The 21,288-nt window shown below is 67.6% G+C and carries 11 protein-coding genes; all 11 read right to left on the bottom strand.

All coding sequences use genetic code 11. The annotated features are described in order from the left end of the window. Window positions 1–114: 114 nt before the first annotated feature. The 11 genes from ACS5PM_RS04580 to ACS5PM_RS04530 all read right to left on the bottom strand — a co-directional run bounded on the left by ACS5PM_RS04580 (window position 115) and on the right by ACS5PM_RS04530 (window position 21,286). Entirely contained in the window at window positions 115–2,622 is a 2,508-nt protein-coding gene (locus tag ACS5PM_RS04580) for a glycoside hydrolase family 2 protein (RefSeq protein WP_439385939.1), read from the bottom strand. 928 nt (window positions 2,623–3,550) lie between these two features. Beyond that, on the bottom strand, window positions 3,551–4,183 hold the full coding sequence (locus ACS5PM_RS04575; RefSeq protein ID WP_439385937.1) for an RHS repeat-associated core domain-containing protein: 633 nt from the start codon (window positions 4,181–4,183) through the stop codon (window positions 3,551–3,553). A 404-nt stretch (window positions 4,184–4,587) separates the two neighbouring features. Beyond that, window positions 4,588–7,338: a family 78 glycoside hydrolase catalytic domain gene (locus ACS5PM_RS04570; protein WP_439385935.1), complete on the bottom strand. Its 2,751-nt coding sequence runs from the start codon at window positions 7,336–7,338 to the stop codon at window positions 4,588–4,590. A 99-nt stretch (window positions 7,339–7,437) separates the two neighbouring features. Next, on the bottom strand, window positions 7,438–9,240 hold the full coding sequence (locus ACS5PM_RS04565; RefSeq protein ID WP_439385933.1) for a GDSL-type esterase/lipase family protein: 1,803 nt from the start codon (window positions 9,238–9,240) through the stop codon (window positions 7,438–7,440). A 284-nt stretch (window positions 9,241–9,524) separates the two neighbouring features. Next, on the bottom strand, window positions 9,525–11,510 hold the full coding sequence (locus tag ACS5PM_RS04560; protein WP_439385931.1) for an alpha-L-arabinofuranosidase family protein: 1,986 nt from the start codon (window positions 11,508–11,510) through the stop codon (window positions 9,525–9,527). Between the two features lie 95 nt (window positions 11,511–11,605). Then, window positions 11,606–12,376 (bottom strand): ATP-binding cassette domain-containing protein, encoded by a 771-nt coding sequence (locus tag ACS5PM_RS04555; RefSeq protein ID WP_439385930.1) that lies wholly within the window; start codon window positions 12,374–12,376, stop codon window positions 11,606–11,608. Next, window positions 12,373–13,554, bottom strand: coding sequence for a sugar ABC transporter permease (locus ACS5PM_RS04550; protein WP_439385927.1), 1,182 nt, complete (start codon window positions 13,552–13,554; stop codon window positions 12,373–12,375). Before ACS5PM_RS04550 ends, ACS5PM_RS04555 begins: the two co-directional genes overlap by 4 nt. A 4-nt stretch (window positions 13,555–13,558) precedes the next feature. Continuing rightward, on the bottom strand, window positions 13,559–14,584 hold the full coding sequence (gene xylF, locus ACS5PM_RS04545) for a D-xylose ABC transporter substrate-binding protein (RefSeq protein WP_439385925.1): 1,026 nt from the start codon (window positions 14,582–14,584) through the stop codon (window positions 13,559–13,561). 26 nt (window positions 14,585–14,610) lie between these two features. Continuing rightward, window positions 14,611–17,589, bottom strand: coding sequence for a glycoside hydrolase family 31 protein (locus ACS5PM_RS04540; protein WP_439385923.1), 2,979 nt, complete (start codon window positions 17,587–17,589; stop codon window positions 14,611–14,613). Between the two features lie 17 nt (window positions 17,590–17,606). Beyond that, window positions 17,607–19,667, bottom strand: a complete 2,061-nt coding sequence (locus tag ACS5PM_RS04535) for a beta-galactosidase (RefSeq protein WP_439385921.1) — start codon at window positions 19,665–19,667, stop codon at window positions 17,607–17,609. Between the two features lie 128 nt (window positions 19,668–19,795). Further along, window positions 19,796–21,286, bottom strand: a complete 1,491-nt coding sequence (locus ACS5PM_RS04530) for a hypothetical protein (RefSeq protein ID WP_439385919.1) — start codon at window positions 21,284–21,286, stop codon at window positions 19,796–19,798. Window positions 21,287–21,288: the final 2 nt, after the last annotated feature.

The following is a 21,288-nucleotide window of genomic DNA, read 5'->3' as shown; positions in this document are numbered from 1 at the left end:
ATCTAGCCGCCGCGTCAGGGCAAGAAATGATGGACTGATGACCGAGCAACGCCCCCGATGACGGGCGCCCGTCTCCCGTGGTTCGCCTGCCCCCGGGGCCCTTGAGAAGAGTCGCTATTTCACGACGATCAGGAAGTCGACCGCCGTGCCGCCGAGCGTCACGCGGGTGCCGCCGCCGACCGTCTTCCTGTAGACCTGGTAGTCGGTCAGCAGCAGCTGGTCGTCCCGCCACTTGCCGCTCGCGCCGGTGTCGACGAAGCCGGCGGCCGTCAGCCACGAAGGCACGCCGGCCTGCCTGGAGAACATCACGTAGACGTCACCGGTGGTGGCCATCGTGAACGACACGCTGGTCGCCTTCGTGGGCTCGCTCTGGCGCCTGGTGGCTATCCATCCGTCCGCACCGGCCAGCACCGAAGGAACGACATCGAAGGTGTTGTCTGCCGTGCCGTCGAAGTCGTGGTAGATCGGGTACTGGTTCTTCAGTGGCGTGCGGATGTAGAAAGCCGGGTTCGCCGAGTTGCTGGAGGCCAGGCTCGTGATCTTCGCGCTGCCTTCGGCCGGCATCGTCGAACCGTTGCCCTTGTAGTAGATGGTCGTGCTTTCCGAAGCCCCGTTGCCGTCGGACACGACGATGTCGTTGCGGCCGAGCGAGAGCGCGTTGCGCCACAGGAAGGCGTTGTTGACGACCAGCCCGTTCGGGTGCTTGTAGCTGCCGTTGCCCAGGGCGCCCTTGTTGACGCCGTTGACGGTGAGCGTCAGCGTCGCCGCGTTCGAATAGGCCTTCACGTCGCCCTGCCCCGAAGGATTGGCACTGCGAAGGAAGTAGTGCGGGCCCACGACGTGGATGACGCGGCTGCTCTTGGCGAACGACTTGAAGTGGTAGTAGATGTCCTTCTTGTAGTTCGAGAAGGTGACGAGGCCCTTGGAGTTGATGAGCCCCTTGTACTTGTTGCACCCCATGTCCCGGAACACCCAGTTCGAGAACGCCGGGACGTGGCTCGGCCGGCTGACGAACAGGTCCTGGAACTTCACCTCGTTGGCCAGCTGCCCGAACTGCTCGGGCTCGTACCTGTCCACCGTGTGCGCGAAGTTGAAGTAGTCCGGGTTCTGGTTCGTGATCACCATGCCGGCGCCGGATTCCGAGATCCAGCGGCGGCCGTCGGTGATCCAGTCGTAGATCGTGCCCTGGCCGTCGTACCAGCCGGGGTAGGTGTTGTCGAAAGTGAGATCGATGTTGGCCGGCCGCTGCCAGTTCGAGGCGTAGACCACGGGCCGCGAAGCGTCGGCCGCCTTGATCACCGTGGCGTAGCGCGAGGTGGCGTCTATGCCGTCCGCCTCGTTGCCCGCGCTCCAGAAGACGATCGAGGGGTGGTTGAAGTTCTGGTACACCATTTCCTTGTTGATGGTGTCGCCGTTGGCCGTCGGCACGCCGCTGCCGGTGTGGCCGTTCTCGGCCCACACGAGCAGGCCGCGTTCGTCGGCCAGCTTGTATTCCAGCTCGGCGTGCGGGTAGTGCACGAGGCGCACGAAGTTGACGCCCAGGTCCTGCAGGTTGTCCCAGTCGGTGACCAGGTCGGCGTCGGTGACGGCCGTCGCCCGCGTCTCCGTCTCCTGGTGCTTGCTCACGCCGCGCAGCTTCATCGAGGCCCCGTTGAAGACGAAGTCCTCGGTGGTGAGCTGGTAGGAGCGAAAGCCGATGCGCTCGTTGACCGAATCCGCGATGACCCCATCGACCCAGACGTTGGCGTGCACGTTGTAGAGGTACGGATCCGCAGGCCCCCACAGGCGCGGCGCCGGGACGGTCCCGGTCTGCGTGACGCTGACGCTCTGGCCGGGATTCACCCAGACCCATTGCTGCAGGGAAAGCACGACGTTCTCCGCGGCATCGGCCACGAAGTTCTTCACCAGGAAGGTCTTGCCGACGCTGTCGTTGTTCTTGACCACCGTGCGGATGGACACGTCGGCCGAGGACGCGCTGACGTTCGACTGGGTGACGTAGACGCCGCTGGACGCGTAGTTCGTCGTCGAGACCTGGTACCGGTGGGTCTTGATCAGCGACACCTTGCGGTACAGGCCTCCGTAGCCCTTCCACCCGCCCACGTTCTGGTCGGGCAGGCAGTCCGCGCAATCCATGTTGCTCACCATCACCGCCAGCACGTTGTCGCCGCCGTAGACGATGGCCTTGGTGGCATCGAAGGTGAAGCGCGTGTAGCCGCCGCGGTGCTGGCCCAGGTACTGGCCGTTCACGTAGACGTCGGCGACCTGGAAGGCGCCCTCGAAGTTGACGTAGATCTGCTTGCCGGCGTCGCCCGAGGGGATGCTGAAGTGCGTGCGGTACCAGGAGTTGCTGGCGTCGGCGATGCGGTTGTTGTTCCAGTACGAGGCCACCACGTTCCAGGTGTGCGGCACGGTCACGGTTTGCCACCCGCTGTCGTCGTAGGCGGTGGCCCCGGCCCCGGTGAGCGTGCTGCTCTTGATGAACTTCCAGGCTCCGTTCAACGGCAGCTTCGCGCGGTCGACCACCGGCTGCACGTAGGCCGCGCGCGCCGCGCCGGCCAACAGGCAGAACGCCAGCACGGCGAGAAAGGCCCACCCGAGGCCGCGTCGGTTCGTCTGATTCATCGGCGTCTCCTCGACCAGGGTGCGAGCGTGGATGCGCGTCTGTCCTGGTCACGACCGCGGCGACTCTAGGCGAGCCCGCCGCCGGGGTCCCTACCGATTCCTAACGGAAGGATCACGGGGATCGCCCCGGACCTCTGTCCAATCGGGCGGTACGCCAGCAAGGCGCATGTCTGCAGGCTTTGCCGCTCATTTGCGGCACTGGCTAGGGCGTCGAGACAGGCCGCCAGCTGACTTGCATGGCGCGCCGGTCCAGCGGCTGGCTCAGCTCAAGGCGGAGACCGAGCCACTGGCCATCAACCACGACACCTTCAGCCGCAACACCCGCAACCAGCTCAAGCAGGTGTTTGACTCGCTTCGCGAGCTGATGACGCCGCCCGAGCCGCCCAAGCGGCCGATCGGGTGTGTTCGCACGAGGACTACCAGGGCAAGAAGGGGGTAGCCGCTGCAGGACGCAAAGCCTGACCCCGAGGCCTTATGCTCGACTACCGTTTCGGGTCGACCAGAGGCTTTTCGTTGAGAAGTACTGACACCTCAATCAGAACGCGCGCCGAAGAGCACGGTTGCTCTTGATGGGCCAAGAACTTGAGATCAGCTGGCCATGTCCGCACATGCTTTCTGTCTTCGAGATTCTTAGTCAATGCGGACGCGGCTGCGAGGCCGCGACCCAGGTCCGCCAGTGACTCACCTCTAAGGAACACAGTAACGAAAGTGCCGGCGACCCCAGATGGGTTAGCTGCCGCTCGCTCTACGAGGGCGTCGATCTTCTGAATGGCATCGCCATCAAGCTCCCTGGACTCCGTGCCCATGCACACAGTGTCCCTGTAGTAACTGGCAGCCCGTGCACTTCCCATGCCTGCAACACAACACGTGGCAACAATGCCCGTGAGGCTCCATTGGACGAACGAATTGGCAGATGCAAAGGCCATCATCACTTCCCGCACGAGCAAAACGATTGCCGGAACTTGTCGAAGCCTCCCCACTGGCGGTCGGCGCGGTTCCGTGCATCCATCTGGATTTGCCCCTCGTTGAGGCCAGGGAAGTTGGGGTGCAAAACCTCATGGATCACCGTGGTGTACAGATCGCGAGCTCCGCTGAAATCCAAAGGCTTCAGGAAGTCAGGATGTACCACGACAGCACCCATGTACGTATCGACCTGAGCACGCGGTTGCGTGCCGCCTGACGAATAGCCGCCCGAAGGCATTGCCGTCGTCGGCTGAGACAGCCCGAAGAAGTTCAGATCCTTCTGTGTTTGTTGGGCAAAAGCCCACGCAGCATCAATGTCGCACTGCGTCAACCCCATCGGATCAACTCGACTCAGCGGATTCCCACCGACATAGGTGTAGGTATTGATGCCCCCCGTCAGCCCGATTGGATCGGATTGAAGGTACCGCCCAATGCTCGCGTCGTAATACCGATGCCAGTTGAACCAAAGCCCGCCCTCTGCATCGTAGTACTGGCCGGGAAAGCCGACGTTCAGCCCGCCCATGCTGTTGACCACGACGTTTCGCCCAAAGGCGTCATTCGCTGCGCGCCAGACCACTTGCGGAATCGCGGCTGGCATCGTCCGAGGACTCGCGCGGCAACCGGGTCCCGGTCACGACGACTGTCTCGGACCCTGACGAATCTTGCGCTCGCGCGGGCACGTGAAATGCGCCGCCCACGACAGCAAGCGCCACCATCAAGAAGCAGCGCCCCAGCACGATTCTTCCCATCCTCTTCTCCCTGCCATTCGTTATTCGTGGACAAGGATCGCCGCGCGCGCGCGGACGAAAGGCCTCGCCGGATTCATCGCGCCCTCCCGGAGCAATGCCGTGCGGACAGGTCGACACTGCCGCCAGTGTCCCCGGCTTGCCAGTTTCATGTCCTAACCGACAGCTGACGAACAAATGGCATGAGCAAGCTCAGCCCGACGGATCGGCACCCCAGCCGGTGCCGTTTGGCCCTGCGACCCGCGGTCCTGCGGCGCTACGGTTCCGGAATCCCCGCCGGCACCAGGAACTCGTAGTGCCCCGATCCGACAAGCAAGGTCAACACGCCCGCCGTCCAGCGGGCCTGACGCACGCCTGGCGCAAGCGACGCGGCATGCAGACCCTCGCGAACGAGTCTCGGGTTGGCCGCCGGCAGGATGATCTCGGCTTCGGTGCCGACAGGGACGTCCGCGATCAGCGACAGGCGATCGTCCGCGCGCTGCCAGTCGCACGCCAGCAGGCCGTAGGGCGTGCGCAGGCTGGCATTCGCGTGGCTCAAGGCTGGGTGCGTCGTCAGCGGTGCGATCCGCGCCCGCTTGTAGCCGGGCTCGAGCATCTGCAGCCCGCCGAGGTGCTGGAACATCCAGTCGCCCACCGCGCCGTTGGCGTAGTGATTGAAGGAGTTCATGTCGGCGGGGCCGAACTCGCCGTCCGGGGCGATGCCGTTCCAGCGCTCCCAGACCGTGGTGGCGCCCATGCGGATCTCGTGGCCCCAGGACGGGTAGTCGTCATTCAGCAGCAGGCGCATCGCGAGGTCGTCGCGGCCGATGCTGGAAAGCGCCGGCAGCAGCCACGGCGTGCCGAGGAAGCCGGTCTTGAGGTGGTGGTCGTCGGCGGCCAGCTTGTCCACGAACCGGGCCGCGGCCTCATCGCGTTCGGCGCCCGGTGCGAGCAGGCCCATGCCCAGCGCCATCGCATGGACGGTCTGGGTGCCGGGCTCGACGCGGCCATCGGCCTGGACGTAGGCACGAGCGAAGGAGCGGCGTATGCGCTCGGCGAGCACCTGGCCCGAGCGAGCCCCTTCCTCGTCGCCGAGCGCGGCCGCCATCTCGGCCATCATTCGGGTGTCCTCGGCGAAGTAGGCGGTGGCGATGGTGGGGTGCTCGCGCAGCCTGTCCACGCCTTCCAGGCTCAGCCAGTCGCCCGAGAACCAGGAGGCGCGGCCTTCTTCCAGCAGGTTGCCGTCGACCGTGGCGCTGGCCTTCACGAAGTCGTAGAAGCGGCGCATCGCGGCCCAGTGGCTCCGCACGATGCGGGCATCGCCGGTTGCTCGCCAGACGGCGTAGGGCACGGTGATGAAGGCGTCCGACCAGCCGACGCCGGTCTCGCCGAACTGCCTGCCGGGGAACGGGACGATGGCCGGGATGTTGCCGTCGGGCTTCTGGGCGTCTGCCAGGTCGTCCATCCACTTCGAAAGAAAGGCCCGCGTGTCCTGCAGCCGGCTGGCGGTCGGCGCGAACACGTTGATGTCTCCGGTCCAGCCCAGCCGCTCGTCGCGTGCCGGCGTGTCGGTGGGAATGGAAAGGAAGTTGCCGCGCTGGCCCCAGCGGATGTTGCGCACCAGCTGGTCGAGCATGGGGTGCGACAGGCGCAGCTCGCCGATGCCGGGCAGGTCCGAACCCAGCACGACGGCCTGCACGTCGGCGAGCGCGGGCTCGGCATCGACGCCGGTGATCTCGACGTAGCGAAAGCCGTGCTGGGTGAAGCGCGGCTGCCAGGTCACCGTCTCGTCGCGGGCGAAGGTGTAGGTGTCGGTGACGGCGGCGCTGCGGAAGTTGTCGGTGTAGAGCTGACCCTGGCGCGCGCCCCGCCGGTAGACCTCCTCGGCATACCGAAGGCGCACCGTCTGGCCGGGACGGCCGGTGAGCTTGACGCGAGCCACGCCGACCACGTTCTGCCCGACGTCGTAGAGGAAGGCGCCGGCCGGCGCCGGCAGGCGCGCCTGGGCCGTGCGCACTTCGGTGGGGCGCACCGGCTCGTCGGGTTGCGGCACCAGGCGTGCGGCGGTGTCGGCCTGCCATGTCACCGGCTGCCAGGCCGCATCGTCGAAGCCGGGCTCGGCCCATCCATCCGGAAGGCGGCGCGCGTCGTACTGCTCACCGTCCTGCAGGTCGGCCCGCACGTAAGGGCCAGGCAGGCTGCGCCACGACGCATCGGTGCCGAAGTCCTGCGTCCTGCCATCGGCATAGGTGACGCGCAGCTTGGCCTTGAGGGCGAGTTGCTGGCCGTAGACGGCCTGCCAGCCCATGCCCACCTTGCCGCGGTACCAGCCGTCCGCCAGCGCCGCCCCGACGACGTTGGCCCCGCTGCGCAGCAGGCCGGTCACGTCGTAGGTCTGCACCTGCATCCGCTGCGGGTAATCCGTCCAGCCGGGCGCCAGGAACTGGTCTCCGACCGGCCGGCCGTTGAGCCAGAGCTGGTAGACGCCGCGGGCGGTCGCATACAGCCGCGCGCTGCGCACGGGCTGGCTCAGGCGCAGCGTGCCGCGCAGCAAGGGGCGCGGCTGGTCCGCCGCATCGAACGGCGCGCCTATCCACTGCGTGCCCTGCCAATCGGCGGCCGAGAGCAGCCCGGTCTCGAACCAGCTCGGCTCGCTCCAGGGCCCCGGCCGGCCCTGCCCGTCCCAGGCTCGCACCTGCCAGTGGTAGCGGGTGGCCGGCTGCAGCGCCAGCGACGCGGGCAGGCGCACGTCGACTTGCCGGTCGGACCGGACGCGGCCCGAATCCCAGACCTTCGCGCTGCCGGGCTCCACGCCGACGCGTACCTGGTAGGCCTGTTGCCGCGCGCCGCGGCCGGCCGCTCCGAGCGTCCAGCCGAGGGAGATGTCTTCGGCATCGATGCCCAGCGGGCGGGTGCGCGCATTGGTGGTCGCGCCGGTGATCGTGAGCGGGCCCGCGCCGGCGGCGTGCGCGAGGGCGTGGGCGGCGACGATCAGCGCCACCACGAGGGCGCGACGGCATCTGGTCATGGGCAACTTGGCAGCAAGCAAGGCGGACCTGTCATGAGCAAATCGCGCGCGACAAGGCCGCGGCGGGATGCGCCGCGGCCTTGTCGCCGGTGCAGCGGGCTATTGCTTATAGAACGATACGTCGTCCGCAATCATCCATTGGCCGCCCGACGGGTCGTCGGTCCAGAGACCGACCTCGGCGTAGCCGTTGGTGACATTCACGTTGCGGATGACGAGCTCGGTATAGCTGTCCAAAGGGGCGAGCGTGGCGGTCTGCTGGGCGCCGCCGAAGTTCTTGACGTACAACTGCTGCCCCCCGCTGCCTTTCACCCACGCTCGGGCGGTGTACAGGCCATTGGCCAGGCCGGTGAAGGTTTGATAGCTGGCGACCTGGTAGGGGCTGGCGCTCCAGTGCACCAGGTTGGTCGCGCCGGACCGCGGGCCCCAGACATCGCTATAGGCCTGCGGGGCCGACACCGGCCAGGTGGACCAACCCGTCAGGCCGCTTTCGAAGCCCGGGTTCTTCAGCAGGTTCAGGCCGCCGTTGACGATGTCGACCCGATCCGCCGTGACATACGTTCCCGCGGCGCTGGGGTTCTTCATGCCCGTGACCCGCACCTTCAGCGAATGGATGCCGGCCGCGAGCACCGGGCTGCTCCACAGCAAGACGCCGTCGGCTCGGGTGGCGGAGTAGGTGTCGACGTTCGTCTCAGCCCCTCCGTCGATGGAGACGGCCGCGATGCCGTGCTGCGGTGCGCGTCCCCCATGGAGCTTGATCTGCGTTCCACTGAACGGCACCTCGTAGGCCGCGTTGGGGACGTTCGACCAGTGGTTGTCGCCCTGGTAAGCGCCGCCCTGCGAACCGTAGGGCCAGTTCGCCGTGTTGTCGTATCGGAACTGCGGGTCGTTGACCGACACCGCCGTGCTGAGGTACGGCTGCAGGATGGGAACGAGCCGGTCCTTGACCTTCCGGTAGCCGGTGTCGTTCGGATGGAAACCATCGGTGAAATCCGAGGACGGGTGCGGGAGCAGCCAGCCCGAGGTGTCGACGTAGTGCAGCTTGGTGTCACCGGCATTGACCCGCGCAGTCACCGCGGCCTGCGTCTCCGGGACGAGGTAGCCGTTGAACGTGCGCAGCACGAAGATCTCCGCGCCAGGATGCTTGGCGCGCACGTTGGCGAGGAAGCTGGTGTACTCGCTCTGGAACTGGCTGTTGGGCACGCCGAGATTCCAGTCGTTGGTGCCCAGGTTGACGACAACCAGCTTGGGGCTGTACTTCGAGAAGTCCCACGCCGGCACGGCAGGGTGGGTGGCGTCAGGGATGCACTGGGGGTTGCCGCAACGGTCGGGGACCCAGGCCCTGAAGTACATCGACTCCATGCCGGGCCAGGTGTTGTTCGAATAGTGGAACCCGTCGGTCAGCGTGATGCCCGCCCTCGCGATCTGCGTATGCAGGGCACCCAATGCCTCGCCCGTGAGCCATGCATAGTCGGTGGTGGCCCATTCGCTCGACCCTTGCCCGGCGGTGATGGAGTCCCCGATGAACTCGACCAACGGCCGGGACCCGGTCATCGGCAGGGTGGTCGCGCCCGGGTCCAGCACCAGCCCCTGGAACTGCACTTCGGTGGTGTCGTAGTCGGCGATGATCTGAAGCGTGTGCGGGCCGTCGTTCGCCAGCGCCGTGGAAGTCAGCGGGACCGCACTGCCGGTCCAGCCCCAGACCTTCACCGCCGGCCCGCCATCGATCACGGCCCTGAAACCCGTCCCCGCAGCCAGCTTGACCGCCACGTTCCGGCCCGTGAACCGGGTCGTCAGGTAGGCCCCGTCCCAGTGGCTCGTGTACTGGGTGCTGCTGCTCTGATCCCAGCGCCCCACGAACGTGATGTTGGGGTCGGCCAGGCCGCCGTCACCGACGGCCGCCAAGGCAGCTGAGCCTGCCAGGGAAAGGATGGCGCTCGACAGAGCGAACATCAAAGGCCGGGAGATACACGTTCTGGATGAACGAGCTCGGTCTGTCATGGTGCAGCAACCCTTCAAAGGCGACGCCTTGATACTCAAGAACCACACTCCCTGGTTCGAACCGACGCTCTCGCGATCGGTGACGAGCCATGCTAGGAGGGGGGCCTTCTTCAAGTAGTTACCGCAAAGTCACGAATCGATGACGCAAGCGTGGCAACGGCGTCGGCCGCGCACTATTCACGGCCGCCCTACTTCGCGTCCAGCTCGAGCACCGACACCGAGTACGCCGGCACGGTGAGGGTGAACTCGCGCCCCAGGCCCTTGACCTCACGTGCCTGCGGCACGATGCGCGTCGGGTTGTCGAGGCTGTTGCCGGCATCGCCGTCGGGCGACGAGAGCGTTGTGAGCTTGCCGGTCGGCGCCACGCTCTTCAGGCCCGTCAGCGAGATGCGCACGTCCTGCGGCGTGCTGGCGCGGCTCGCGAGCTTGAGCTGGATGCGGCCGGTCTTCTCGGTGCGCGTCGCCACCCAGTGCAGCGCGGGGAAGGTCTTGTTGTCGTTGCTCGTCCAGTCCGGCACGCCCGTGCCTCGGCTGTCGAGCACCACGTCGCCGAGCGCCTCGACGAACATCTTCTGCACGTAGTACGACGGCGTGCCGTAGGCCTTGAGCGCGTCGTAGCCGATCAGGTTGGTGGCCCACTGCAAGGAGTTGTCGCGGCTGGGGCCGCCGACGTGGCTGAGGTTGGCCAGCAGCGGCGCATAGGCCGCCATCACCACATGGTCGGCATTGCGCTCCAGGCTGGCCAGGTAGGCCGCATCGGCGATCGCGGCCTTCATGTTGGGCATCGGCCACCCCTGGTGGGTGGCCCACTCGCCGACGAAGATCTTCGGGTCCGTGCGCGGGCGCTTGTCGTAGTCGTTCAGGTGCTCGTACATCTGCGCCTCGCCCCAGGCGTAGGTGTGCTCGTCGACCAGCTCGGGCCGTTGCGAAGGCGTGGATTCCCTGCCCATCGTGGAGATGAGCTGCAGCTGCGGGTACCTGGCCTTGATGGCCCGGTAGAAGATCGCGAAGCGCTGGTCGTAGGAGCCGCTCTTGTCGAAGAAGTCCTCGTTGCCGATCTCCACGTAGCGCAGCGCGAAGGGTGCCGGGTGGCCATCCTTCGCACGCTGCGCGCCCCACTTCGTGCTGGTGTCGCCGACGATGTACTCGATCTGGTCCAGAGCCTCCTGGACGTAGGGCGCCAGGTCCTCGGGCGAGGACAGGCGCTCGCCCTGCAGGGCATAGCCGGCGAAGACGCCGAGCAGCGGCTCCATGTTCAGCTCCTCGCACCAGAGCAGGAACTCCAGCATGCCGAAACCGTCGGTGGACCAGTAGTTCCAGGGGCTGCGGTGGCCGGGGCGCTGGGCGACGTCGCCTATGGTCTTCTTCCACTGGAAGCGCTGGTCGAAGGTATCGCCTTCGACGTAGTTGCCGCCCGGGAAGCGCAGGAACCTCGGCTTCAGCGCGGCCAGCATCTCCATCAGGTCGGACCGGTTGCCGTTGGGGCGGTTCTTGTAGGTCGGGCGGAACAGCGACACCTGCTGCAGCCAAAGCTTGCCCGGCCGCGTCGTCGTGAGCGTGAAGACGTTGTCCTTCGACGCTTCGAGCCGGCCGGTCACGAGCTTCAGCTCGAACTTCTTCCACTCCCGACCCACCCCGTTGACCGTCGCGGAGGTGATGACACGGCCCTCCTTTCCGGCCAATGCGACCGTGATGGGTCCGGCCTCGCCCTCGGCGCGGGCATAGAAGGACGCGGTGTAGGTCGTCTCCGGCATCACCGGGATGCCCCAGTAGCCGGGGTTCGAAACGCCGGCCGGATGCTGCGCCGAAGCGCTGCTGGCGTCGACCAGCAGGCTCAGGTCCAGGGCGTCGTTGAGCTTGACGTTCCTGTCCAGCGCGATCCGCGCATCGCCCAGGGCAGACCAGTACACCGGCTCTTCGATCCGGTAGGCGTAGCCCCCCTCGGCCTTGAAGCTGCGGTTGCGGATCAGTTCACCGTAGAGGCCGCCTTCATAGGCGAAGTTGATCTCTTCGGTCATCAGGCCGTAGAGCATGGGGCTGATGCGGGCCTTGACCTGATCCGCGGCGATGCTGATGCGCGGTCCGTCAGCGGGCTGGACCTGCGCCAGCGCCCCAAGCGGTGAACAGGCCAGTGCCATGACCACGGCGGTGCCGCGCACAACGATGCTCTTCATCTCGTCCTTCTTTTCCGTTGGTGGTTGGCCCGACGGCGCAGGGCTCACCGGGCAAGCGGCCTGGAGCCCTCGCAAGGGCACCAGGCCAGTTCGGCCTACGCTGCTTCCATCCGCGCGCAAGGCGCCACGCCCGGCGGCAGCCGGCCGGCGATGATCATCCCCAGCACCGCCTCCTCGTCCACGTCACCGGTGCGGTAGGTGCCGATGGTGCGGCCGTTCTTCATCACGCAAAGGCGGTCGCTGAGCGCGAACACATCCGGCATGTCGTGCGAGATGAGGATGATGCCGACGCCCTGGGCCTTCAGCGTCCTCACCAGGTCGTGCACCATGCGCGTCTCCTCCGGGCCGAGGGCTGCGCAGGGCTCGTCCATGATCAGCACGCGGGCGTTGAAGTACAGGGCACGAGAGATCGCCACCACCTGCCGCTGGCCGCCCGAGAGCGATCGCACCGGCACGCGGATGTTCTGGAAGTTCGGATTGAGGCGCTTGAACACGGCGCGCGCTGCCGTCTCCATCGCGTAGTCGTCCAGCGTGCCGTAGCGCGTGAGCAGCTCGCGGCCGAGGAACAGGTTGCTCACTGCGTCGAGGTTGTCGGCCAGCGCGAGCGTCTGGTAGATGGTCTCGATGCCGAGTGCCTGCGAATCCACCGGCGAGCGCATCTCCACCGGGCGGCCGTCGATGCGGATCTCGCCCGCGTCGTGCGCGAACGCGCCGGCCAGCACCTTCATCAGCGTCGACTTGCCGGCGCCGTTGTGGCCCAGCAGCGCCAGCACTTCGCCGGGATGGACGGCCAGGCTGGCGTTCTCCACGGCGTGCACGCCGCCGAACGCTTTGGACACACCCTTCATGGACACGAGCGCATTCATGCCACACGCTCCCCGGTCGCGCGCCGATACAGCACGTCGAAGACGACCGCCGCGATCAGCACCTGGCCCACGATGACCATTCGCCAGCCGATGTCCACGTCCAGCAGCAGCAGCCCGCTTTCGAGGAACTGGATCACCAGGGCGCCCAGCACGGTGCCGAGCACCGTGCCGCTGCCGCCGGACAACGCCACGCCGCCGATCACCGCCGCGGCGATGACGTACAGCTCCTGGTTGGTGCCCAGCGAGTTGGTGCCCGCATTCAACCGCGCCACCGCAACGATGGCCGCCACTGTGACCAGCGCGGACAGCAGCAGGAACAGCTGCAGCATCACCCGCCGCACCGGGATGCCGACCAGCAGCGCGGCCTCCGGGTTGCCGCCTATGGCGTAGACATAGCGGCCGAACCGCGTCCGATTCACGATGAACGACACCACCATCACCACCACCGCCCACACCAGCACGGGCACCGGGATGCCCTGCCCCTCGGGCTTGTCGCCTATGCGGTAGGCGTTCATCGCCAGCGCGAAACCCATCGCTGCTGCACACAGCGCGAACGTCACCGCCACGTCGAACCAGAGGGCCCGCGGCGTGAGCCCGTGCGTGCGTTGCTGCCCTCTTCGCAGCAGCATACGGAAGGTGAGCCATGCCGACAGCGCCAGCGCCAGCACCAGGCTCGGGAGCGGGCCGATGGCTCCGTCCAGGCCGCCGCCCAGCATCAGGAACAGCGGGTCGGTGACCGGCTGGGTCTTGCCGGAGGCGACCAGGAAGGCCGCCCCGCGCAGCGACATCAGCCCGCCCAGGGTGACCACGAAGGAGGCGACGCCGAGCCCCGCGATCAGCCAGCCCTGGTACAGCCCCACCGCCAGCGCGACGGCCAGCCCGGCCAGGCTGGCCGGCACCCAGTGCCAGCCCTTGGTGTACATCAGCCAGGCGATCAGCACGCCCACCAGGCCGAGCGCGGAACCCACCGACAGGTCGATCTGCCGCGCCACGATCACCAGCGCCATCGCGGCCGCGATGATGCCGACGACCGCCGTCTGCTGGGCGATGTTGTAGAGGTTCTCGGCCGTGATGAACTGGCCGCTGGCCAGGTGGAACACCAGGGCCATGACCAGCAACACGCCCGCCATGATCGACAGGCGCAAGTCCAGCGAACTGATTTGAAATTGCTTCAGCATTGCTTCACTTGCAGGCCGGTGGCGCGTCCGCCGGGTTCACGCCCTTGCAGGCTTCGGCCTTGGTGATGTGGCCGGCGTTGATCACCACATCGAGGTTGGCCCGGGTGATGGGCACGGCCTTGAGGAACATGGCGTCCAGCGTCAGCTTCTTCTCGCCGCCCGACCACTTCACCGCGCCCGGCACCGGCTTGCCGCCCGCCATGGCCAGCGCGGCCGATGCCGCCTCCCGGCCGAGGTCGCGCGCATCCTTCCAGACAGAGACCGTCTGTGTGCCCAGCGCGACGCGGTTGAGCGCGGCATGGTCGCCGTCCTGGCCCGACACCGGCACGCCCTTCAGGCCACGCGCCGACAGCGCCGCGATCACGCCGCCGGCGGTGCCGTCGTTGGAGGCGACCACCGCGTCGACCTTGCCGCCGTTGCGGGTGAGGATCTGCTCCATGTTGCGCTGCGCGACTTCAGGCTTCCAGCCATCGGTGTACTCCTCGCCGACGATCTTGATGTCGCCTTTCTTGATCGCGGCGTCGAGCACCTCCTGCTGCCCTGCGCGCAGGAAATCGGCGTTGGGGTCGGTCGGGGAGCCCTTGATCATCACGTAGTTGCCCTTGGGCTTCACCGCGAAGACGCCGCGCGCCTGCATGCGGCCCACCTCCTTGTTGTCGAAGGTGATGTAGAAGACGCCGGGGGCCTCGATCAGGCGGTCGTAGGCGATGACCGGGATGTTGCGCGCCTTGGCCTTGGCCAGCGCCGGCAGGATCGCGTCCTTGTCCATCGCCAGCACGATCAGCGCCTTCGCGCCCTTGGCGATCAGGCTGTCGATGTCGCCGATCTGCTTCTCGGGCGAGCCGCCGGCATCGGCGCTGACGTAGCTCGCGCCGGCCTTGGCCAGCTGGTCCTTGATGGCCTTCTCGTCGGTCTTCCAGCGCTCTTCCTGGAAGTTCGACCAGCTCACGCCGACCACCTGGGCCTGCGCCGCGAACGACGACAGGCCGACGATCGCGGCGGCCAGCAAATGCAGGGGATGGTTCTTCATGCAGGTCTCCTGGGGTGTCTCGGGTTTCAGGGCTCGAATCGCACGTCCACCGGTGCGCCGGTGTAGCGCACCATCTTGTCTGTGTCTCGGCCGCCTGGCGATGCTGCCATCAAGCGGACGCGCAGCGTGCGCTGCACCGTCATGCCGGGAAAGCGGCCCTCGCGCGCAGCAATGCGCAGCGTGCGACGGCCCTGGTCCCAGGCGAGCTCGACGGTCGCGTGTTCGCCGGCTTCGTAGCGGTAGGTCGCACCGTCGTCCTCGTAGAGCGTGAAGCGGGCGTCGGCGCCGGGGTAGATGCGGATCTCGTACGGCGCGTCCGGCTGCTCGTCCGTGAACTGGACCACCGGGCCGAAGGGCACGACGGATCCGGCGCGAACGAACAACGGGAATTCATCGATCGCGTAGGCGCGCGCGACGCTGCGGCCGCCGGCGTGGCGCCGGCCGGTCCAGAAGTCGTACCAGTCGCTGCCGGCCGGCAGCAGCGTGGCCTGGCGCGGGTCCAGCTTGCGGGCGGCGAGCGTGCGCAGCTCGGAGGGCGGGCGCCAGCCCAGCCGCAGCACCCGGCCGCCGCCGGCCTGGAAGTAGTCGATGCGCAGGCGCACCGCCTGGCCGGCGCGCAGCGTGATGCGCGTGCTGCGCCAGCGTGCGCCGGCTTCAGCCCAGTCCTCGACCACCAGCCGGTCGTCCAGCCAGAGGCGGAAGCCATCGTCGCCCTCGACGCCGATCTCATGCTCGCCGCTCTCGATGGCCACCAGCTCGCCCTGCCAGCGCGCCGAGAAGCGCTCCAGCTGGTCCAGCCCCGGCGGCGGGTTGGCCAGCGGCGGGCCCGGCCAGCGGTGATCGACCACGGTGTCCACCGTGCGGCTGGCGGGCTTGTCGAATTTCACGCCGTCGAAGTACTCGAGCGCCAGTCCCGGCTGGCCCTCGGGCGTGCGCAGCTGCGAGGTGGGCACGGTGGAAGCCGGCGGCAACTCGGCATGCAGCATAGGCCGCGTGATCGGCTGCACCAGGAAGGCCGGGCCGAACATGTAGGTGTCATCGACCCGGCGCAGCGCCAACTGGTCGGGGAAGTCCATCGCCAGGCCACGCATCATCGTGTAGCCCTCGTGCGTGGTTCGCCAGCCCAGGCTGTAGACATAGGGCAGCAGCTGGTAGCGCAAGCGGGCGGCCCGCAGCAGCGAGCGGTACATGGGCGGGTCCAGGGTCTTGAAGACGTAGGGCTCGCGCTCGACCGAGGTGCCGTGGATGCGATAGACCGGGTTGAACACCGCGAACTGGTTCCAGCGCGCGAACAGCTCGCGCCAGGCCGGGTCGCGCTCGCCACCGGGGGCGTTGACGAAGAAGCCGCCGGTGTCCTGCGTCCAGTAGGGCAGCCCGGCCATCGCCACGTTCAAGCCGCCGGCGATCTGCATGCGCAGCGTGGCCCAGCTCGCAGTGGTGTCGCCTGACCACGGGAGCGCGGCGTAGCGCTGCTGGCCCGCCCAGGCCGAGCGGGTGAGCGTGAACACCCGCTTGTCGGAGCTGGCGCGCTGGCCCTCGTACACGCCGCGCGTCGTCAGCAGGCTGTAGACGTTGAGGTAGCGCGAGAAGTCGCCCATGGCGTTGCGGCCCAGGCGCTTGATGTCGGCCTCCACCTGCGCCGGGTCGTGGCACGCACCGCCCACCTCGACCTCGGTGCCGTCCATCCACAGGCCGTCGACACCCGCGTCGAGCAGGCCCTTCTTGACGTGCTTGAAGTAGATCGCGCGGCCTTCTTCGCTGAAGGCGTCGTAGATGCGGGCGCGGCCCGAGATCCAGTGCAGCGGCTCGAAGCGCAGGCCCTTGGCGTCGAGCTCATGGGCAAGGGCGGTGTCGTTGCCCACCGAGGGCCAGATCGAGATCAGCAGCTTGGCGTGCAGGTCTTCGTGCAGGGTGCGGGTCAGGGCGACGGGGTCGGGGAAACGCTCGCGGTTCCAGACCATGCCGCTCCAGGTGCCGTCCTTGTCACCGCCCCAGTACTGCCAGTCCTGCACTATCCAGTCGAGCGGGAAGCGCTCCTCGCGGAAGCGCCGCACCACCTCCAGCAGCCGCTGCTGCGTGGGGTAGCGCTCCTTGCTCATGAACAGGCCGAAGGCCGAGCGCGGCAGCATGGGCGCCGCGCCGGTGAGGTGGCGGTAGCCGGCGGCCACTTCGTCCATCGACCCGCCGGCGACGAAGTAGTAATCCACCCCGGCGGGTGCGCTCTCGAAGCGGAAGCGGGCGCCTTCGGGCCGGTCGGCGAAGGTGCCCTTGGAATACACGTCCCACAGCAGGCCCCAGCGCCGCGTGGACATCATGAAGGGCACGACGATGCCGATGTTGGTCTGCACCATCAGCACGTCGCGGCCGCGGTAGTCCATGTACTTGTCGTCGTACTGGCCCAGGCCGTAGAGCGATTCGTCGGGCGAGAGCGCAAAGGACTGGTCGATGGCGTAGGTGGGTTCGCCGGCCATCTGCACTTCCTCGATCCCGGCCGCCTCGCGTTCGCGCAGCAGCACCGCACCGTCGAGGCGATGGAAGGCCAGCGCGCCGGAGCGCTTGTCCACCACGATGCGCAGCGCCGGGCTCTGGATCGTCAGCTGGTCGGCGGCTTCGCTCACCTGCAGCGCAAGCGCTTGCGGCTTCGCGACCACGACCAGGCTGGGCTGGCTGGTGTGGCTGCGTCCCCTATGGGCGCAGACGCGGGCCACGGCCGCGCCGTAGAAGATCACGCTCTTGGTGATGGCGCCGGCCCGGAACTGCACGCCGCCCGCCACGCGCTGCCAGCCGAAGCCTTCAGCGAGCGGGACGGGCAGCGTCTGAAGCTGACCCGCGGCATCCAGGCCGCTGGGCAGCACCTCGCCGGCCGACGGCGAAGTGGGCGAAGCCTGGGCCCAGGCGGAGGATGTGACAAGAGTGCTGCCTGCCAGGGCCAGGCCGGACGAGAGCCACTCTCGTCGGCCCGAGTCGGCCGGGACATCGCGGGAAGGGAAGTCTGCGTTTTTCATGGTGGGTTGGAGCCGGTTCATCGTTGCAGCAGGTCGGCCCCCAGCGGGTCCAGCCGCAGCGTGCCCGTCCAGGTCTTGCCGGAGAGGACGCCCTTCATCGCGCCTTCGATCGCCACGTCCTTGGCGTCGCCCGTGGTGTTCACGTAGAGCACGCGACCGTCGACGACTCTGGCGTAGACGCCCTCCGGCGTCCTGGGCCCCGGCTCCAGGCCGAGGCTCGCATAGAGCTGCTTGTACAGCGGCCGCATCACCTGGGGCTGCGCAGGCGTCGCGACGTAGATCGCCCGGCCCTTGCCGAAGCGGTTGACCGTGATGGCGGGCGACTGGCCATCGACATTGGTGAAGCGCGCCAGCACCTCGGCGGTGGAAGGCTCCAGCACCTCGAACTGGCCCAGCTCGGCCTGGACCGCCTCGCCGGCGATCGTCGTCTGCAGCTTGCCCGCGTCGTAGAAGGCGTTGGTGCGCAGCCCGAAGACGTCCGTCAGGCCGCCGGGCAGCGGCGTGTCATGCCATTGGTTGTGGTCGTTCACCTTGGCCGACTGCGCGGTCATGATGGCCGTGCCGCCCTCGGCGACGAACTTGCGCAGGTTGGCCGTCGAGGCCGAATCGAGCAGGTACATGCCAGGCACGATCACCAGCTTGTAGCGGCTCAGGTCCTCGTGGCCGATGTGGATCACCGCGACGTCGATGTTGTCAGTGAACAGCGGCTGGTAGGCGTTGTGGGCCTGCTTCATGTAGCCCGGGTTGATGTAGGGCCGGACCGTGTTGGAGATGCCCTCCTTGGGCAGGTTGGTCGCGATGACGTTGTCGAACGCGTACGCGATGGCCACCTGCGGTTTCTGCAAGCGCGGGAAGCCCAGCTTCTCCAGCGTCGCGAACTCCTTCGCGACGGTCGCGAACTCGTCGAGCTTCCACGAGGCGCGGTCGTCATGGTCGATGAGGCCGAACAGAGCCTGCTCCTCCCCGCCGTGGTGGCTGTGCCAGGTCCAGGGCATCACCGCCTGGGCGCCCATCAGCAGCCCGAAGTGGGCCCACATGCGCGAGCGGCCCTTGCTGCCGTAGTAGCCGGGACCGCCGGCGGTGAACTCGTTGAACCAGATCGGCGCGTTCATGCCGGCGCGCATCATGGTCGATTCGAAGGCCGCGCCCAGCGGGTCGCCGGGATAGAAGCCCATCGCGCCGTAGCTCGTGTACTGGCGGTAGGTGGCCAGGTAGTCGAAGCCCTTGCGCCAGGCGCTGTCCCACAGGTTGGAGATGGCAGGCTTGTCGGGCACGTTCTTCCTGCGCACCGCCTCCAGCGAATCCAGCACCTCGATGGTCTGCGCCGACCAGAAGCGGCGCATGTCGAGGTAGCGCTCGTAGGGACCGGGGCCTTCGATGTTGGGCAGGCGCACCTCGTCCCAGGTGTTCAGGTGGCGCGACCAGCGTTGCGTGGCCCAGGCCTTGTTCAGCGCCTCGACCGTGCCGTACTTCTTCTTCAGCCAGCCGATGAAGCGCAGCCGGTCGGCCTCGGAGTACGAGACCATGCCGTTGCCGCTCTCGTTGTTGTAGCCGATGGCGAACAGCGCGGGGTGCTTCGCATAGCGCCTGGTCATCGTGTCGGCCAGGCGCACCAGCAGGCGCCGGTAGTCCGGGTCGCTGGTGTCGTCCATGTAGCGCTCGACCGGCTCGAGCCGGTTGCCCTTCTCGTTGACGATGTCGACGCCCGGGTACTTCTTGTGCAACCAGATCGGCGCCGGCTGGCCCGGGATGTCCATGATGACCTTCAGGCCCGCGGCGGCCATCTGGTCCATGACCCAGTCGAAGGTCTTGAAGTCGAACTTGCCCTCGGCCGGCTCGAACGCGTCCCACGCCAGGTCGCCCATGCGCACGACCTTCATCCCGGCCTGCTTCATGCGCTCGATGTCGCGCGGGACCTGCTCCCGCGTGCGGTCGAAGGGCTGGTAGTTCGTGCCGACGAAGAGCTGGCCCGCGCCGGGCCAGTCGGTGCGGCCGTCGGCGCTCTGGGCGCGGGCGGCGAGCGGGCTCAGCGCGGCGAGCACCAGCGCGAGTGACAGGAGGGTTCGCTTGAGTTTCATCGGGCTCTTGATGGATTTTTGGTCAGGCCAATATCAGCTATTTTGCCAAGCGGTCAGACCAATGCCATCAGCGAAGACCCGCTACGAGCCGCTGTCCACGGCGGATGGTCAACCGGCGGCGGTCGGATCTAGCGCGTCAGCACCATCGACAAGTAGGCGGCGTTGGGTCCGTTGGACAGCTTGAAGAAGATCCTGTTGCGACCCTTGTCGAAGTGCAGGACGCGCCGGCCCTCGGTCCGGTTGTAGTCGCGCAGATAGGCCGCCCCGCTGTTGAAGACGGCATCGAAGTAGGACTGCTTGTTGACGTTGCCGCCCTTCCAGACGAGGCGGTCGTTCAGGTAGACCTGGACGTCGTCGTCCGCGCCTATCCAGGCGGTCAGGTCGCAAGCCTCGTCGACCAGCACCTCGGTGTAGCCGTAGTAGACCGAATCCTCGACCATGTCGGGCGGGACCAACGGATAGCTCTGCGAGGTCACGTAGCGCCACTTGACCAGGCGCTTGTCCTTGCCGTAGTACACCGCGTCCAGCAGCACGGCCTTCTCGGGCGGGTACGAGGGGTTGTCGAACAGGCCCGCCTCATGGCGGCCGGCGAAGGGCCCGATGAGGTACCAGCTGTTCAGGTAGACGCGGTTGGCATACTCCCCGCCCGCGCCGAGCATGCGTCCGCGCCCGAGCACCAGGCTCTTGGCATCCACCGGTGGAATCTGGCTCCTGCCGCGGTCGAAGAAGTCGGAGCCGGAGTAATTCTTCGACGACGAGGTCCGTTCGGCACCGTCGCCGGCACCCATGAAGTCGGCGATCTCGGCGCTCACTGTCGAGCCCGCTTGGCGGCCCTCGGCGGCCTGGGCCGCCGTTCGGCTTCCGTCGGCCTGGGCCCCCGTTCGGCTTCCGTCGGCCTGGGCCCCCGTTCGGCTTCCGTCGGCCTGGGCCCCCGTACGGTTCCCGGCGCCTTCCCCGCCCGTGCCAGTCTTGTCACCCTCGACCTGGACCCCGTTCGCCTTGGCCTCCAGGCGCTGCTGCCGCTTCGCCAGCGTGGCCCGCGCCTTGGCTTCGAGCTCGGCCATCTCGCTGGCCGCCCTCTCCTCGGCCTGGGCCTGCGCTTGCGGCCCATTCGCCTGCGGGGCGGCGTTGGCGCTCGCCGCCCCTGCTTCCGCCACGGGCGCCCGTGGCACCGCGGCCGGCGGTGGATCGGCCGCCGGCGGCGGCTGGGGCACGCCCGTCAGCCGGGTCAGTTCCTCGGCCCGGATCTCCTGGTCGAGCGCGTCGATCTCCCTGGACAGCTCGCGCGCCTGCTCGAGCATCTGCTCGGGCGTCTGCGGCACCGCAGCAGGGGCCGGGCCGGGCTCGTGCTGGGGATCGACCCGGTCGGCCGATTTCTGCAGCAACTGCTTGATGGTCTGCAGGTCCTGCAGGCGCTTGGCCGCGCTGGCCTGGCTGGTGGCACGCAGGCTGGAAGCGACTTCCTCCTCCTGCTCGCGCAGCTCGAGCTGGTAGCTGCCGAAGTAGTAGAGCAGCGCCAGCAGCGCGGCATGGACGAGCACGGATGCCGACAAGTAAGGCCGACGCGCGACCTGCGTGGCCGCCGCCGCGATCGGCATCAGCAGCGGAAAGCCTGGCACGG

Origin of the sequence: Ideonella flava, assembly GCF_051857595.1 — a bacterium.
Classification (GTDB): Bacteria; Pseudomonadota; Gammaproteobacteria; order Burkholderiales; family Burkholderiaceae_C; genus Ideonella.
The sequence above is the reverse complement of the archived record's forward strand: the minus strand, read 5'-3'. Positions and strand labels throughout refer to the sequence as shown.